The following is a 15,337-nucleotide window of genomic DNA, read 5'->3' on the forward strand; positions in this document are numbered from 1 at the left end:
GCCCCCATGCGCGCCGACCGGCTCCTCTCCCTGCTCCTGCTGCTCCAGAACCGCGGCCGCATGACCGCGCCCGAGCTGGCCGCCGAGCTGGAGGTGTCGGTGCGGACGGTCTACCGGGACGTCGAGGCGCTGGGCGCGGCCGGTGTGCCGGTGTGTGCCGACCGGGGGCCCGAGGGCGGCTACCGGCTGGTCGACGGGTACCGGACGCGGCTGACCGGCCTGACCGACGCCGAGGCCGGGTCGCTGTTCCTCGCCGGGATGCCCGGCCCCGCGCGGGACCTGGGGCTCGGCGCGGTACTCGCCAGCGCCCAGCTGAAGGTGCAGGCCGCCCTACCCGCGGAGCCGGCCGGGCAGGCGCGCCGGGTCCAGGAGCGGTTCCACCTGGACGCGCCGGCCTGGTTCCGGGAGGCCGACCCGGTGCCGTGCCTGGAGGCGGTCGCGGCGGCCGTGTGGGAGCAGCGGGCGCTGCGCGTGCACTACCGGCGGTGGCGCGGCGAGGTGCACCGGGAGGTGCGGCCGCTGGGGCTCGTCCTGAAGAGCGGCATCTGGTACCTGGTCGCCCTGGCGGAGGAGGCCGTCCGGACCTACCGGGTGTCGCGCGTGCTGGCCGTCGAGGACACCGGGGAGACCTTCGACCGCCCGGCCGGGTTCGATCTGGCCGCCTACTGGGAGGAGTCGTCCCGGCGCCTGGAGGCCGCCCTCCGGCAGGACGTCGCCCGGTTGCGGATCTCCCCCCGGGCGCGGCGGCTGCTGCCGATGCAGTTCGGGGCGGCGGGCGTACGCGCCCTGGAGAGCGCCGGCCCGCCGGACGGGGACGGCTGGGTGGAGGTGGAGCTGACCGTGGAGGCCGAGGCCGTGGCGGTCGGTGATCTGCTCCGGCTGGGCGCGGAGGCGGAGGTGCTCGGACCGCCCGGGCTGCGGCGGGCGGTCGCCCGGGCGGTGGCCGTGCTGGCGGGCCGGTACGAGCGGGCATGACCACCGTCGTCACGGAAGGCCCGGCCGCCGCTTCGAAAATTTCCGCGAAGTTCACAGGCCCGGAACTACTGACATCCGTGTGAACGCCAGGTACCGTCCTGAGCCAGTTCACACGCGTGGACTACACCACAACGGAACACCGTCGTGGCACCGCCTTCCTACTCGGATCGTCCGGCACGTTCCTGCCGGTAGAAGGGGTTCACTCACCATGGCCACTGTGCAGTTCGACAAGGCGACCCGGATCTACCCGGGTTCCACCAAGCCCGCTGTTGACGCGCTCGACATCGACATCGAGGACGGCGAGTTCCTCGTCCTCGTCGGCCCGTCCGGCTGCGGCAAGTCCACCTCGCTCCGCATGCTCGCGGGGCTCGAGGACGTCAACGCCGGCGCCATCCGCATCGGCGACCGCGACGTCACCCACCTGCCGCCGAAGGACCGGGACATCGCCATGGTGTTCCAGAACTACGCGCTGTACCCGCACATGACCGTCGCCGACAACATGGGCTTCGCGCTCAAGATCGCCGGCGTCAACAAGGCGGAGATCCGGCAGAAGGTCGAGGAGGCCGCGAAGATCCTCGACCTCACCGAGTACCTGGACCGCAAGCCGAAGGCGCTCTCCGGTGGTCAGCGCCAGCGTGTCGCCATGGGCCGCGCCATCGTGCGTGAGCCGCAGGTGTTCCTCATGGACGAGCCGCTGTCCAACCTGGACGCCAAGCTCCGCGTGTCGACCCGTACGCAGATCGCCTCGCTGCAGCGCCGCCTCGGCATCACCACCGTCTACGTCACCCACGACCAGGTCGAGGCCATGACGATGGGCGACCGTGTGGCGGTCCTCAAGGACGGTCTCCTCCAGCAGATCGACACCCCGCGCAACATGTACGACAAGCCCGCCAACCTCTTCGTCGCCGGCTTCATCGGCTCCCCGGCCATGAACCTGGTCGAGGTGCCGGTCACCGACGGCGGCGTGAAGTTCGGCAACTCGGTCGTGCCGGTGCAGCGTGACGCGCTGGCCGCCACCAGCGACAAGACCGTCACGGTCGGTGTCCGCCCCGAGCACTTCGACGTGGCCGGCCCGGACGCCGAGCTGGGCCTCGCGGTCACCGTGAACGTCGTCGAGGAGCTGGGCGCCGACGCCTACGTCTACGGCACGGCCAAGGTCGGCGACGACTCCAAGGACCTCGTCGTCCGCGTCAGCGGCCGCGAGGTCCCGGAGAAGGGCAGCCAGCTGCGCGTCGTGCCGCGCTCCGGCGAGACCCACGTGTTCTCCACGTCGAGCGGTGAGCGTCTGTCCGACTGACGCGTCGGCAAACGCACAACCCCGGGTGATTCACCCGAGTTGACGAAGAGGGCCCCGCAGCGTGCCGCGGGGCCCTTCTCGTTGTCGACAAATACCCCGGCAGACCGGACGTTTCGAGCGGTGTGCGTCAACGCCGTACCCAAAAAGGGGCCCTCTCTCATCCCCCGAACCGGTGACTAAATGTCTACAAACCATTACCCCGCGCTACCCTCACACGCGTGAAGCACTCCAACACCCAACAGACGCGACGCGGCCGGGGCCCCGCCCGCCGGATCGGCCGCACCCTCGCTTTCGTCCTGCCCGTCGTCCTGGTGCTCTCCGGGACCCTCGCGGTCACCCGAGTCAACTGGTCGGGGAACTCCACCGACCCGGTGCTCACCGCAGCGGACACCTCCGTCGGCAGTCCACGTGCCGCCAAGCGCGCCCCACAGGACGTCCTGCGCGACAAGCTGCTGACCGAACTGCAGGAGGAGAACCCGGGCGTCGCCCTCACCCACCTCCAGCAGGCCGTCAACGGCCGCCCGTCGCTGGCCCGGCACTGCAAGTCCATCGCCCGCGCCCTCGGCCAGGCCGCGGTCCGGGTCTACGGCCCGACCCGCGCCCAGTCCTACGCCCGTCCGGTGTGCGACACGTCCTTCGCCACCGGCGTCGCCGCCGCGCACGGCTGAGCGCAGCACCCTGGCACCGGGTGAGAAGGGTGGGAAACCGGTAACAGCCGACGACGGGACAGTCGTCCGCCGTCGGCCCGGGCGGGACGCCACGTACAGTTCGGTCTCATGAGCGATCCGAACGCCGCGTCCCGCCCCGTTCAAGCCGTCGTTCTGGCCGGTGGCCAGGGTTCCCGGCTGCGTCCGTACACCGACGACCGGCCCAAGCCGATGGTCGAGATCCCCGGGACGGGGACTCCGATCATCGGCCATCAGCTGTCCTGGCTCGCCGAAGAGGGCGTGACGGACGTGGTGGTCTCCTGCGGCCACCTCGCCGAGGTCCTGCAGAAGTGGCTGGAGACGGCCGAGCTGCCCGTCTCCGTCACCACCGTCGTCGAACCGGAGCCGCTCGGCCGCGGCGGCGGCCTCAAGTACGCCGCGGCGCATCTCCCCCACCCGGACCAGCCCTGGTACGCCACGAACGGGGACATCTGGACGCGGTTCTCGCTGCGGGACATGGCGGACTTCCACACCGAGCGGGACGCCGTCGCGACGCTGGCGCTGGCGCGGCCCCGGCTGCCCTGGGGCGCGGTGCGGACGGACGGGTTCGGGCGGATCACCGACTTCATCGAGGCGCCGCCGTCGACGTTCGAGATCAACGCGGGCGTCTATGTCTTCTCGCCCGAGTTCGCGGGGCTGCTGCCGCATCGGGGGGACCATGAGCGGACGACGTTCCCGCATCTGGCCCGCGAGCGGCGGCTCGCCGGGTTCACGATTCCGCAGGGGTCGTACTGGCGGGCCATCGACACGGCGAAGGACCTGACGGAGGCCGCGAAGGAATTGGCGGCCTTGGGACGCTGAGAGCCCCGGGGCGCGGTCGTCCGGCGGCTGCGGGTCCGGTGGTGGCTTGCCGCGCGGTTCCCCGCGCCCCTCAGGGGTACGTCAAGGGCCCCGCACCTCGAAGGTGCGGGGCCCTTCGGCGTCCGGGGCGGGGGCTAGCCCAGCAGGCCGCCCACCAGGCCCGGGCGGCCCGTGGACGAGGAGCCGCCGTCGCCCGAGCCGCCGGTCGAGCCGGTGCCGCCCGTGGCCGTGCCGCCGGAGGTGGGGCCGGACGTGGTGCTCGGCGCCTGGTTCTCCGGGGTGGACTGCTGGGGCGGGGCCTGGCCCGCGCTGCCCTGCGTCTGGCTGGGCGAGCCGCCGGTGACGGTGCCCGCGTCCCGGGTGGCGCCCGGCGTGGTCGTGGTGGTGCCCGCGCTGGGGCTGGCCGAGCCGGCCGTGGCGCCCTGGGTGGGCGAGGTGGAGGCCGACGGGGTCTTCTTCTCCTGCCGCTTGCCGGGCTCGCCCGGGAGCGGGGAGCCGGGCAGCTCGTTGCGCGGGGCCTCGCCGGGGCCCGGGACGACGACCCGGTCGGCGTCGCGGACGGCGCCGCCGAGCAGCGAGCCGACCAGCAGGGTGAGGCCGGTGGCGATGGCCGTGACGAGGGCGCCGCGGCGCAGCACGTAGCGGCGCAGGTCCCAGATCTCGGCGCGGGGGCCGAGGCGCCGCCAGGCGCTGCCGGCCAGGCGGCCGTCGACGGAGTAGACGGGGGCGCCGGCGATGATCAGCGGCGACCAGGCGGCGAGGTAGATGATGTCGGGGGTCTCGTAGGCGGGGATGCTCTTCCAGCTGACGGTGACGAGCAGCGCGGCGGAGAGCAGGGCGCCGAAGGCCGCGGCCACCCGCTGCCAGCAGCCCAGGACCGTCAGCACGCCGACGATGACCTGCGCGAAGGCGATGACCAGGCCGGAGCCGACCGGGTGCTCCAGGGCGAACTGGCGCAGGGGCTCGGCGACTTCCCAGGGGTGCAGGGTGTTGAGCCACTTGACCATGGAGCCGCGCTTGCCGCCGTCGAAGTAGACGGGGTCGCACAGCTTGCCCATGCCGGCGTAGATGGAGATGAAGCCGAGGAAGACGCGCAGCGGGAGCAGCACGACGCCGAGGTTCATGCGGCGGCCCGGGTAGTAGGCGTGCCGCGCGGGGTCGTCGCCGTGGCGCCTGACGCGCCGTTCGGACTCCTCCTCCTCGCCGGGGAGGTTCTCGAACTCGCCTTCCGCGTAGGCGGGTTCGTCGTAGGCGCTGCCGACCGTACGCATGGGGGGCAGCAGCCGGGTGCCGTCCGCGGGGTCGTGGGTGCGCTGCGGGCCGACGACGGGGGTCTCTACGGTCTGGGTGAGGTCGTCCTCGAAGCCGTCGCCCGCGTAGCCGGTGCCCGCGTCCTCGTGGCCGGTGCCCACGCGGGAGATGACCTGGGTGGCTCCGGTGTCGGAGGCGGGGTCGTCGGCGTGGCGGACGCTCTCGTGCCGCACGGCCTGCAGGAGCCGGTGGGCGCCGGTGTCGTCGGGCGCGGATCTGCCGCTCCAGACGACCGGCCGGCGCCGGGTGGTGGCCCCGTCCGCCGCGCCCCCGGCGGTGACGACGGGGATGCGGGCGGTGTCCTCGGTGGCGTTCAGATGCCGTGCGACCCGGGGGGACTGGACGCGACGCGTCGATCCGCCCAACTGCACGCGGAAACTCGCGTGGTTGACAATGACCTGCGCCGGGTCGCTCGGCACCTTCACCATGCTCAGCGCGGGAGCGTCGTCGAGTCCCGACGAGCGGTCCCCCGTGGGTGTGCGGGGTGTTCTGGTGTCCACACTCATCTAACCGAGTGACGTCGGGATAGGACACTGCTTTGACCCGCCGGATCTGTCCGGACCCCGTCAAGCTTGCCCTCGTCGCCCCGATGCTCCCGGAATTAACCCGTTCGAGCGAGGTGCCGGACGCCTGTTCAGGCGCGTCGGCGGGCCGCCTCGTAGAGCACGATGCCCGCCGCGACACCGGCGTTGAGCGACTCGGCGCCGCCCGGCATCGGGATCCGCACCCGGAAGTCGCAGGTCTCCCCGACCAGCCGGGACAGCCCCTTGCCCTCGCTGCCGACGACGATGGCGACGGGTCCCTCCAGGGCCTCCAGCTCGGTGAGTTCGACGTCCCCGTCGGCGGCGAGACCGACGACCACGACGCCCGCCTTCTTGTACGCCTCCAGCGCGCGCGTCAGGTTGGTGGCACGGGCGACGGGCGTCCGGGCGGCCGTACCGGCGGACGTCTTCCAGGCACCGGCCGTCATCCCGGCGGCCCGCCGCTCGGGTACGACGACGCCGTGCCCGCCGAAGGCGGAGACGGACCGGACGACCGCGCCCAGGTTCCGCGGGTCGGTCACACCGTCGAGCGCGACGATCAGCGGGTCCGCGCCCTCGTCGGCGGCGGCGTCGAGCAGGTCCTCGGGATGGGCGTACTCGTACGGCGGGACCTGGAGGACCAGGCCCTGGTGGTTCAGCCCGTTCGTCATCCGGTCGAGCTCGGGGCGGGGGGCCTCCATGAGGTTGATCCCGCCGCGCTCGGCGGCGAGTTGCAGGGCCTCGCGCACACGCTCGTCGTTGTCGATGAACTGCTGCACGTACAGCGTCGACGCGGGCACGCCCTCGCGTAGCGCCTCGTAGACCGGGTTGCGGCCGACGACCAGCTCGGAGGCCGACTTGCCGCCGCGCCCGCGGGCCGCGGGGCGGCGCGCGGTCTGGCGCGCCTTGGCGTTCGCGAGCCGGTTCTTCTTGTGTCCCTTGCGCATCTCGGCGGGCGGGGTGGGGCCCTTGCCCTCCAGGCCCTTGCGCCGCTGGCCGCCACTGCCGACCTGCGCGCCCTTCTTGCCGGACATGCGGCGGTTGTTGGCTGCCATGACCTACCTGTCTCTGCTGTCGCCGTGAGGCGGTGAAGTACCTACGTCTATGCAGTGTGCCGCCCGGAGGCCCGGGCGGCACAATCGATCTTCCGGCCGGGGCCGGGCTAACGCGGGCCGAGGCTCCAGCGCGGGCCCTGCGGGCTGTCCTCGATGACCAGGCCGGACTGGCCCAGCTGGTCGCGGATGGCGTCCGCGGTCGGCCAGTCCTTGCGGGCCCGGGCGGCCTCGCGCTGGTCGAGGACCATGCGCACCAGCGTGTCGACCACGCCGTGCAGGTCTTCGCCGCGGTCGCTCTCCCCGGCCCACTGGGGATCCAGCGGGTCGAGGCCGAGGACGCCGAGCATCGCGCGGACCTCGGCGAGGCGGGCCACCGCGGCTTCCTTGTCGTCGGCGGCGAGCGCGCTGTTGCCCTGGCGGACCGTGGTGTGCACCACGGCCAGTGCCTGCGGCACGCCCAGGTCGTCGTCCATGGCCTCGGCGAAGGCGAGCGGCACCTCGCGCGCCGGCTCGACGACGCCCGCCTTCTCCACCACGCGCTGCACGAAGCCCTCGATCCGCGCGAACGCCGACTCGGCCTCGCGCAGGGCCTCCTCGCTGTACTCGATCATCGAGCGGTAGTGCGGGGTGCCGAGGTAGTAGCGCAGCACGATGGGGCGCCAGCGCTTGACCATCTCGCTGACCAGCACGGAGTTGCCGAGCGACTTGGACATCTTCTCGCCGCTCATGGTGACCCAGGCGTTGTGCACCCAGTACTGGGCGAAGTCGTCGCCGTAGGCCTTGGCCTGCGCGATCTCGTTCTCGTGGTGCGGGAAGACCAGGTCGAGGCCGCCGCCGTGGATGTCGAAGGCGGAGCCGAGGTACTTGTGCGCCATCGCCGAGCACTCCAGGTGCCAGCCGGGACGGCCGCGGCCCCAGGGCGTCTCCCAGTCGGGCTCGCCGGGCTTGGTGGCCTTCCACATGGCGAAGTCGCGCGGGTCGCGCTTGCCCGAGACGCCCTCGTCGGGCTGGCGCAGGTCGTCGATGTCCTGGTTGGACAGCGCCAGGTACTGCGGGAAGGAGCGGACGTCGAAGTAGACGCTGCCGTCCGCGACGTAGGCGTGCCCCCGCTCGATGAGGCCGCGCATCATCTCGACCATCTCGGTGATGTGGCCGGTGGCGCGCGGCTCGTAGGTCGGGGGCAGGCAGCCGAGGGCGCGGTAGCCGTCGTTGAACGCCCGCTCGTTCTCGTAGCCGATGGACCACCAAGGGCGGTTCTGGTCGGCCGACTTGGCGATGATCTTGTCGTCGATGTCCGTGACGTTCCGCACGAACGTGACGTCGTAGCCGCGGTACTCGAACCAGCGGCGCATGATGTCGAAGTTCAGCCCGGACCGGATGTGCCCGATGTGCGGGGCGGCCTGCACGGTGGCGCCGCACAGGTAGATCGAGACACAACCCGGCTTGAGCGGGGAGAAGTCACGGATCTGCCGGGCGCTGGTGTCGTACAGGCGAATAGTCACGGTTCCTAGGGTAGTGGGCCGTCGGGGGTGGGTGGGGCCGTCCCTCACGCCACCCGCACGACCAGCGCCGTCGCCACCGCCATGAGGCCCTCCTCGCGGCCGGGGAAGCCCAGGCCGTCCGTCGTCGCGCCGGAGACCGACACCGGCGCCCCGGCCGCCTCCGACAGGAGCTTCTGCGCCTCGTCCCTGCGCTTGCCGATCTTCGGGCGCGGACCGACCACCTGGACGGCGATGTTGCCGATCCGGAAGCCGGCCTCGCGGACGATCCGGGCGGCCTCGGTCAGCAGCGTCACGCCCGACGCGCCCGACCACTCGGGGCGGCCCGTGCCGAAGTGCTGCCCGAGGTCGCCGAGGCCGGCGGCGGAGAACAGGGCGTTGCAGGCGGCGTGCGCGACGACGTCCGCGTCGGAGTGGCCGGCCAGGCCCGGGCCCTCGCCCTCCCACTTCAGGCCGGCGCACCACAGCTCGCGACCCTCCTCGAAGGCGTGGATGTCGGTGCCGATGCCGACCTGGGGCAGCGGGAACTCGTGCGGGAACCGGTCAGAAGCCATCGTTGAGCCTCCTGCGGGCCAGGACCGCCTCCGCGAGGACCAGGTCCAGGGGGCGCGTGACCTTGAACGCCTCCTCGTGCCCGGGGACGGCCACGACCGTGAGGCCGAGCTGCTCGACCATGCCGGCGTCGTCGGTGACCTCCCCGGTCACCGTCTCGTGCGCCCGGACGAGCGTGGCCCGGTCGAAGCCCTGCGGCGTCTGCACCGCCCGCAGCAGCGCGCGCTCCGGCGTGGCGACGACGGGCTCGGGCTCGCCGGGCGCCTGCGCGGGCTCGACCTGCTTGACCGTGTCGGCGAGCGGCAGCGCGGGGACCACGGCCGGGGCGCCCTCGCGGACGGCCTCGATCACGGCGTCGACCGTGTCGACCGGGACCAGCGGCCGGGCCGCGTCGTGCACCAGCACGATGTCGTGGCCGGGCGGCAGCGCGTCCAGGCCGAGCTTCACGGACTCCTGGCGGCTCTGCCCGCCGGGGACGACGAGGAAGTCGGTCCGCTCGGGCAGCGCGTGCGCGTCGAGCAGCGACTTGACCTCGGCGGCGCCGTCGGGCGGGGCCACGACGACGACCAGGGAGACGGCGCGGGAGGCGGCCATCGCGCGGACGGCGTGGATGAGCATGGGGGTGCCGCCCAGCGCGCGGAGCGCCTTGGGGGCGCCCGGGCCGAGCCGTACACCCCGGCCGGCGGCCGGGATCACGGCCGCCGTACGGGCCGTCGCGCGGGGGGCCGGCGGCGAGGGACGCGAATCGTCAGACATCGGTTCCTGTCAGGTTTGTGTGCTGGCCTGGCGTGGGTATGGCCTGGAGGAGTGCCGGGCGCGACGCGCTCGACCGGACCCTTCCGTGACGCTGGTCGAGCCGGCTGCCCGGGCCCGGCACGCCAGACAACCGGGTCGTGAGTGATAACACATCCCGGGATGACGGCGCATCGGCGTCCGAGTACGAACATGCCGCAGCGCCCGGCGACAGGAAAGAGTCATCGGGCACCGCGGCATTTCGATGTGCAGGCGCGCGCTTGATGCGTAGAGCGCTGTACGACCGGCTTCGCCTCAGGAGGCGAGAACCTCGTCGAGCAGGGCTTCGGCCTTGTCCTCGTTGGTGTTCTCCGCGAGGGCCAGCTCGCTCACCAGGATCTGGCGGGCCTTGGCGAGCATGCGCTTCTCACCGGCGGAGAGTCCGCGCTCGCGCTCACGACGCCACAGGTCACGCACCACTTCCGCGACCTTGATGACATCGCCCGAGGCGAGCTTCTCCAGGTTTGCCTTGTATCGACGGGACCAGTTCGTGGGCTCCTCGGCGTACGGCGCGCGCAGCACCTCGAAGACCCGGTCCAGCCCGTCCTGACCGACCACATCACGCACGCCGACGAACTCCGCATTGTCCGCTGGCACACGTACCGTCAGGTCACCCTGGGCGACCTTCAGCACCAAGTAGGTCTTGTCCACGCCTTTGATCTGGCGAGTTTCGATGGCCTCGATCAGCGCGGCCCCGTGATGGGGATAGACCACGGTGTCGCCAACCTTGAACGTCATGTGACAGGTACCCCTTCCGTGGCTATCCAGGGTAACACGGAAACTGACGGTTCTGAATGGCGTTTTCGCAGGTCAGGGCATATCTCGGGGCTTGACAACTCCGACAGGAACGTGCTTCGGACAGGGAGTGGAAGAAGGTATTCGCAGGTGGGAGCGGCTGTCCGGGGTGAGCGAAACGCGTACGTTACACGCATCCGGAGCCCCCTCCAGACGGCCGAACATCCCCATATGTCCGGTTCCGTGTGATCGACTTCCGCTACTCCGTTCGGCGGCCCGGGCGGGGTTCCGGTCGAATCAAGAATTGATCACGACGCCTCCGGGGCAGACCCGCCGGTGATCAATTCCCGGGTGGTCCGCGCATTCCTCCACAGAAAATACGCCCTGCCGTCCGACGCTCTTATGTGAATGCCGGACGAGCACTCCGGCAATGTGACCAAGGAGTCACTTGTGACGGACGAGGCTGCCGTGACGCATGTGGGATCCGGGGTGCCGGGGGGTCGGGTGCGGCCGTGCGGGAACGGCTCGGTAACCTGAGGCCTGCTGACAGACACTTAGGGCGGCTTTATCGGCCGCTCCGTTCGAGTCAAGGAGTTGCCGCCGCCGTGAGCAGCAGCCTTCGACGCGGCGCCCTCGCCGCTGCCGCCATCGCGTTCTCGATCGCCTCGCTCGCCGCGTGCGGAGCCGGCAACAACGCCCAGACCCTGGAGATCAAGCCGGACAACGCGGCGACGAGCGTCGGCGACATCAAGATCCAGAACGCGATCGTGATCACGCAGCCCGACCTCGAGTCGACCGGTCCTGCCGCGATCTCCGCGACCTTCTTCAACTCCGGCCGCACCGCCGAGACGCTGGAGTCCATCACCCTCCCGGGCACCGGCAAGACCGCCGAGCTCAAGCCCGCCAAGGGCGGCAGCCTCACCGTCCCGGCCGGCGGCTCGCTGGTCCTGGGCGGCAAGGACAACGCCACGGCGATGCTGCCGAGCAGCCGCGAGGCCGTGCGGGACGGCAACGCCCAGAAGGTCACCTTCACCTTCAGCAAGACCGGTGACGTGACCCTGCGCGCGTTCGTCGTCCCGGCCGAGCACTACTTCAAGGAGTGGGGCCCGACCGAGGTCCCGGCCGCGCCGGGCGCCTCGGCGTCCCCGTCCGGTTCGCCGTCGGGCAGCCCCTCGGGTTCGCCGGCCGGCACCGAGAGCCCCGCCGCGGGCGAGACGCCGGGCGGCCACGAGTCGCCGGCCGCGCCGACCGACGCGGCCTCCGCCAGCGCGACGGGCGGCGCCGGGCACTGAGCCCCGCGGCACCCCGGTCACAGCGACGAAAGGGCGGGACCTCTCCTCGGAGAGGTCCCGCCCTTTCATGGTGCCGGGGCCGGCCTACGGCTCGAACTTGTAGCCCAGGCCGCGGACCGTGACCAGGTAGCGCGGGGCGCCCGGGTCCGGCTCGATCTTGGCGCGCAGGCGCTTGACGTGGACGTCGAGGGTCTTGGTGTCACCGACGTAGTCGGCGCCCCAGACGCGGTCGATGAGCTGCATGCGGGTCAGCACGCGGCCGGCGTTGCGCAGCAGCATCTCCAGCAGGTCGAACTCCTTCAGCGGCAGGTCGACCTTGGTGCCGCCGACCGTGACCACGTGCCGGTCGACGTCCATGCGGACCGGCCCGGCCTCCAGCGCGGCCGGGGTCACCTCCTCCGGCTCGCCTCTGCGGCGCAGCACGGCGCGGATGCGGGCGACCAGCTCCCGCGAGGAGAACGGCTTGGTGACGTAGTCGTCGGCTCCTATCTCCAGCCCGACGACCTTGTCGATCTCGCTGTCCTTGGCGGTCACCATGATGACGGGGACGTTGGAGCGGCCGCGCAGCTGGCGGCACACCTCGGTGCCCGGCAGGCCGGGCAGCATCAGGTCGAGGAGGACGAGGTCGGCGCCGTTGCGCTCGAACTCGTCGAGTCCGTCGGGCCCGGTGGTCGCGACGGCGACCTCGAAGCCCTCCTTGCGGAGCATGTACGACAGGGCGTCGGAGAAGGACTCCTCGTCCTCGACGACGAGCACACGGGTCACGGAAGGACCTCCGGGGCAGGAAGCGTTTCGTACGCGGTTGATTCGGGGGATGTGGGAGTGGACCGCCCGGCCTCTTCGTCGAGGCCCGCGCCTCCTGCGCGTTCTGAGCGGGCGGGCTGCTGATGTGCGCGGTCGCGGGCCGCACCGGCCTCCGGCAGCCGCAGGGTGAAGGTGGAGCCCTGGCCTTCGGCGCTCCACACCGTGACCTCCCCGCCGTGCGAGGCGGCCACGTGCTTGACGATCGCCAGCCCGAGACCCGTACCACCGGTGGCACGGGAGCGGGCCGGGTCGACGCGGTAGAAGCGCTCGAAGATGCGCTCCTTGTCCTTGTCGGAGATGCCGATGCCCTGGTCGGTGACGGCGATCTCGATGTGGTCCCCGCCGGGCGCGTTCACCCTGCGGGCCGCTATGCCGACGCGGGTGCGGGCGGGCGAGTAGTTGACCGCGTTCTCGACGAGGTTGCCGAGGGCGGCGGCGAGCTGGCCGCGGTTTCCCCACACGTGCAGGTCGGCGGTGCCGCCCGCGGCCATGGTGATCTGCTTGGTGCCGGCCTGGTGCCGGCAGCGGTCGACGGCCTCGGCGACGAGCTCGTCGACCCGGACGGGCTCGGCGTCCTCCAGGGGGTCGTCGTTCTGCACCCGCGAGAGGTCGATGAGCTCCTGCACCAGGCTGGTCAGCCGGGTCGCCTCGATCTGCATGCGCCCGGCGAACCGCTCCACGGCCTCGGGGTCGTCCGAGGCGTCCATGACGGCCTCGGAGAGCAGGGAGAGCGCGCCGACGGGCGTCTTCAGCTCATGGCTCACGTTGGCGACGAAGTCGCGCCGGACCGCCTCGATGCGGCGGGCCTCGGTCAGGTCCTCGACGAGCAGCAGCACCAGCCGGGAGCCGAGCGGCGCGACCCGCGCGGAGACGGCCAGGGCCTCCCCGCGTCCGGTCCCGCGCCGCGGCAGGTCCAGCTCGACCTGGCGTATCTCCCCGTCGCGCCGGGTGTCCCGGGCCATCTGCAGCATCGGCTCGACGGCGAGCTTGCCGCCGCGCACCAGGCCGAGGGCGTACGCCGCCGAGCTGGCCTTGACCACGCCGTCCGCCTCGTCGAGGACGACGGCGGAGGACCTGAGGACCGACAGGACGGTGTCCACACCCGGCGGGAGCACCGCGTCCGTGTGCAGGGAGCTGCGGGTCGGGCGCTTCTGCTCGCGCTCGCTCCAGCGGAACGCCAGCATGGCGATGACGCCGGTGAGCACCCCGGCGATCGCTGCCGCTGCGGCGACCGCCGCGTTCACGTCCATGCACCCAGGTTAGGCATGGGTCGGGCACCGGCCACAGCCGTCGGGCTGCCGACTCGAACACTCGTCGCCCAGAGTTCACCTTGGAGCCAGTATTGGTTCATTTGGGATGCCGGAAACAGACGCGTACAGGCCGGAACGTGGGAGCGTGGGGTGCGGACCGTTGGTTATAAGACGGTCGTACCGCCGGTTTGTCGGTGGGCCCCGGCCCTTGGACCACCGACTTCGAGCGCACGAGAGGGAACCTGATGCGGGACGCGTACCACGAGGAACTGGATTCGATCGGCGACGGTCTGGTGGAGATGGCCCGGCTGGTCGGGTCGGCGATCGGGCGCGCCACGACCGCCATGCTCGACTCCGACCTGAAGCTGGCCGAGAACGTCATCGAGGCCGACCAGAAGGTCGACGAGCTGCAGCACGACCTGGAGGCCCGGGCGATAGCCCTGCTGGCGCGGCAGCAGCCGGTCGCGACGGACCTGCGCATCGTCGTCACCTCGCTGCGGATGTCCGCCGACCTGGAGCGCTCGGGTGACCTCGCCCAGCACGTGGCGAAGCTCGCGCGCCTGCGCTACCCGGATCGCGCCGTCCCGAGCGACCTGCACGCCACCATCCTCGAGATGGGCCAGCTCGCCCAGCGCCTGATGGCGAAGGCCGCCGAGGTGATCATCACCAAGGACGTCGACCTGGCGCTCCAGCTGGAGCAGGACGACGACGAGATGGACCTGCTGCACCGCACGCTCTTCCAGCACCTGATGGACGACCGCTGGAAGCACGGCATCGAGACGGCCGTGGACGTCACGCTGCTCGGCCGCTACTACGAGCGGTTCGCCGACCACGCGGTGTCCGTCGCCAAGCGCGTGGTGTACCTGGTGACGGGTGAGCACGCGGACGAGCTCCAGACGGACGCGCAGCCCGAGATCCAGGCGGTTCCGGGGGCGGAGAGCGCCTGACCTTCCGTCCCGCCAAGGGCGTGAAAGGGCCGGGCGGGGATCGGCCGGGGCGCGCGGGCGCCTCTGTGCGCCGTTGATGCGCCCAGCGGAACGGGCGTCCAATGGGCACAGGCACCAGCCTCGAGGAGGGACCCATGGCCGAATCCCCCAGCATCACGCCCGACCCCACGCAGCAGCGCGAGACCGAGCAGCCCGCCGAGATCAGGAACCTGCCCCTGGTCGCCGCGTGCGGCTGCGGCTCGGGCTGCGGCTGCGGGTGCCAGTCGGGCAGCCCCTGCCAGTGCGGCTGACGCCGGCACGTTTGTCCGTACGACCTTCAGGGCCCCGGCGGTGCGCCGGGGCCCTGCGGCGTTGAGGTCGCCTGCGGGGCCGTACGGGCGGACCATGGAAGGGACGGGGCGGTGCGACGGGGGCGATGCGCGGAGTGCCGTACCGGGAAGGAGGCACGGGCCATGGCCAAGTTCATGGATGTCCACCACAGCATGAAGGGCATCACGGAGGAGCAGCTGCGCGAGGCCCACGACGCGGACCTCGCGATAGAGAAGGAGGAGAGCGTCCACTTCGAGAGGGCGTGGGCCGACCCGGAGTCCGGTGTCGTCTACTGCCTCTCCGAGGCACCCTCGGCCGAAGCGGTCCAGCGCATCCACGAGCGGGCCGGGCACAAGGCGGACGAGATCCACCCGGTGCCGTTGTCGATCCAGTGAGCCGGGGTGAGGGCGCGGGCCGGGCTCCCGGGGTGGGCGTGTCGGGGCGTCCGCGTCTGTGCCTCCGGTGGCGCACCGGGGCGTCCGGTGGTGCG

General features: G+C 71.9%; 16 protein-coding genes. 8 read left to right on the plus strand and 8 right to left on the minus strand.

Going from position 1 to position 15,337, the window contains the following annotated elements; genetic code table 11:
• Positions 1–6 precede the first annotated feature (6 nt).
• The 4 genes from C1703_RS17790 to C1703_RS17805 all read left to right on the plus strand — a co-directional run bounded on the left by C1703_RS17790 (position 7) and on the right by C1703_RS17805 (position 3,780).
• The gene (locus tag C1703_RS17790; RefSeq protein WP_198678206.1) at positions 7–975 is read left to right on the plus strand and encodes a WYL domain-containing protein; all 969 of its coding nucleotides are present in this window, start codon (positions 7–9) and stop codon (positions 973–975) included.
• 208 nt (positions 976–1,183) lie between these two features.
• On the plus strand, positions 1,184–2,272 hold the full coding sequence (gene ugpC, locus C1703_RS17795; protein ID WP_114253808.1) for a sn-glycerol-3-phosphate ABC transporter ATP-binding protein UgpC: 1,089 nt from the start codon (positions 1,184–1,186) through the stop codon (positions 2,270–2,272).
• A gap of 218 nt (positions 2,273–2,490) precedes the next feature.
• Entirely contained in the window at positions 2,491–2,940 is a 450-nt protein-coding gene (locus C1703_RS17800; protein ID WP_114253809.1) for a hypothetical protein, read from the plus strand.
• A gap of 108 nt (positions 2,941–3,048) precedes the next feature.
• The gene (locus C1703_RS17805) at positions 3,049–3,780 is read left to right on the plus strand and encodes a nucleotidyltransferase family protein (RefSeq protein WP_114253810.1); all 732 of its coding nucleotides are present in this window, start codon (positions 3,049–3,051) and stop codon (positions 3,778–3,780) included.
• Positions 3,781–3,914: 134 nt separating this feature from the next.
• Here C1703_RS17805 and C1703_RS17810 read toward each other — a convergent pair whose 3' ends face one another.
• The 6 genes from C1703_RS17810 to C1703_RS17835 form a co-directional block, all read right to left on the minus strand.
• The gene (locus C1703_RS17810; protein WP_114253811.1) at positions 3,915–5,597 is read right to left on the minus strand and encodes a DoxX family protein; all 1,683 of its coding nucleotides are present in this window, start codon (positions 5,595–5,597) and stop codon (positions 3,915–3,917) included.
• A 128-nt stretch (positions 5,598–5,725) separates the two neighbouring features.
• Positions 5,726–6,667, minus strand: a complete 942-nt coding sequence (rlmB, locus tag C1703_RS17815; RefSeq protein WP_114253812.1) for a 23S rRNA (guanosine(2251)-2'-O)-methyltransferase RlmB — start codon at positions 6,665–6,667, stop codon at positions 5,726–5,728.
• Positions 6,668–6,774: 107 nt separating this feature from the next.
• Entirely contained in the window at positions 6,775–8,169 is a 1,395-nt protein-coding gene (gene cysS / locus C1703_RS17820) for a cysteine--tRNA ligase (RefSeq protein ID WP_114253813.1), read from the minus strand.
• Between the two features lie 44 nt (positions 8,170–8,213).
• Complete coding sequence (gene ispF, locus C1703_RS17825; protein ID WP_114253814.1) at positions 8,214–8,720, minus strand: 2-C-methyl-D-erythritol 2,4-cyclodiphosphate synthase; 507 nt, start codon at positions 8,718–8,720, stop codon at positions 8,214–8,216.
• Positions 8,710–9,474 carry a 2-C-methyl-D-erythritol 4-phosphate cytidylyltransferase gene (ispD, locus tag C1703_RS17830; protein WP_114253815.1) on the minus strand — a complete coding sequence of 255 codons (765 nt, stop codon included), beginning with the start codon at positions 9,472–9,474 and terminating at the stop codon, positions 8,710–8,712. Before ispD ends, ispF begins: the two co-directional genes overlap by 11 nt.
• Positions 9,475–9,765: 291 nt before the next feature.
• Complete coding sequence (locus tag C1703_RS17835) at positions 9,766–10,248, minus strand: CarD family transcriptional regulator (RefSeq protein WP_003953493.1); 483 nt, start codon at positions 10,246–10,248, stop codon at positions 9,766–9,768.
• Between the two features lie 602 nt (positions 10,249–10,850).
• Between C1703_RS17835 and C1703_RS17845 the strand changes: the two genes are divergently transcribed.
• Positions 10,851–11,537, plus strand: coding sequence for a DUF461 domain-containing protein (locus C1703_RS17845; protein ID WP_114253817.1), 687 nt, complete (start codon positions 10,851–10,853; stop codon positions 11,535–11,537).
• Between the two features lie 84 nt (positions 11,538–11,621).
• Here the strand turns inward: C1703_RS17845 and C1703_RS17850 are convergent, their stop codons facing one another.
• Both C1703_RS17850 and C1703_RS17855 read right to left on the minus strand, forming a co-directional pair.
• On the minus strand, positions 11,622–12,302 hold the full coding sequence (locus tag C1703_RS17850) for a response regulator transcription factor (RefSeq protein ID WP_004929857.1): 681 nt from the start codon (positions 12,300–12,302) through the stop codon (positions 11,622–11,624).
• The gene (locus tag C1703_RS17855; protein ID WP_114253818.1) at positions 12,299–13,591 is read right to left on the minus strand and encodes an ATP-binding protein; all 1,293 of its coding nucleotides are present in this window, start codon (positions 13,589–13,591) and stop codon (positions 12,299–12,301) included. The genes C1703_RS17850 and C1703_RS17855 overlap by 4 nt, the downstream gene beginning before the upstream one ends.
• 245 nt (positions 13,592–13,836) lie before the next feature.
• Between C1703_RS17855 and phoU the strand changes: the two genes are divergently transcribed.
• The 3 genes from phoU to C1703_RS17870 all read left to right on the plus strand — a co-directional run bounded on the left by phoU (position 13,837) and on the right by C1703_RS17870 (position 15,242).
• The gene (phoU, locus tag C1703_RS17860) at positions 13,837–14,538 is read left to right on the plus strand and encodes a phosphate signaling complex protein PhoU (RefSeq protein WP_114253819.1); all 702 of its coding nucleotides are present in this window, start codon (positions 13,837–13,839) and stop codon (positions 14,536–14,538) included.
• Between the two features lie 134 nt (positions 14,539–14,672).
• Positions 14,673–14,828 carry a hypothetical protein gene (locus C1703_RS39295; protein ID WP_198678207.1) on the plus strand — a complete coding sequence of 52 codons (156 nt, stop codon included), beginning with the start codon at positions 14,673–14,675 and terminating at the stop codon, positions 14,826–14,828.
• Between the two features lie 162 nt (positions 14,829–14,990).
• Entirely contained in the window at positions 14,991–15,242 is a 252-nt protein-coding gene (locus C1703_RS17870; RefSeq protein WP_114253821.1) for an SCO4226 family nickel-binding protein, read from the plus strand.
• Positions 15,243–15,337: the final 95 nt, after the last annotated feature.

Origin of the sequence: Streptomyces sp. Go-475, assembly GCF_003330845.1 — a bacterium.
GTDB lineage: Bacteria > Actinomycetota > Actinomycetes > Streptomycetales > Streptomycetaceae > Streptomyces.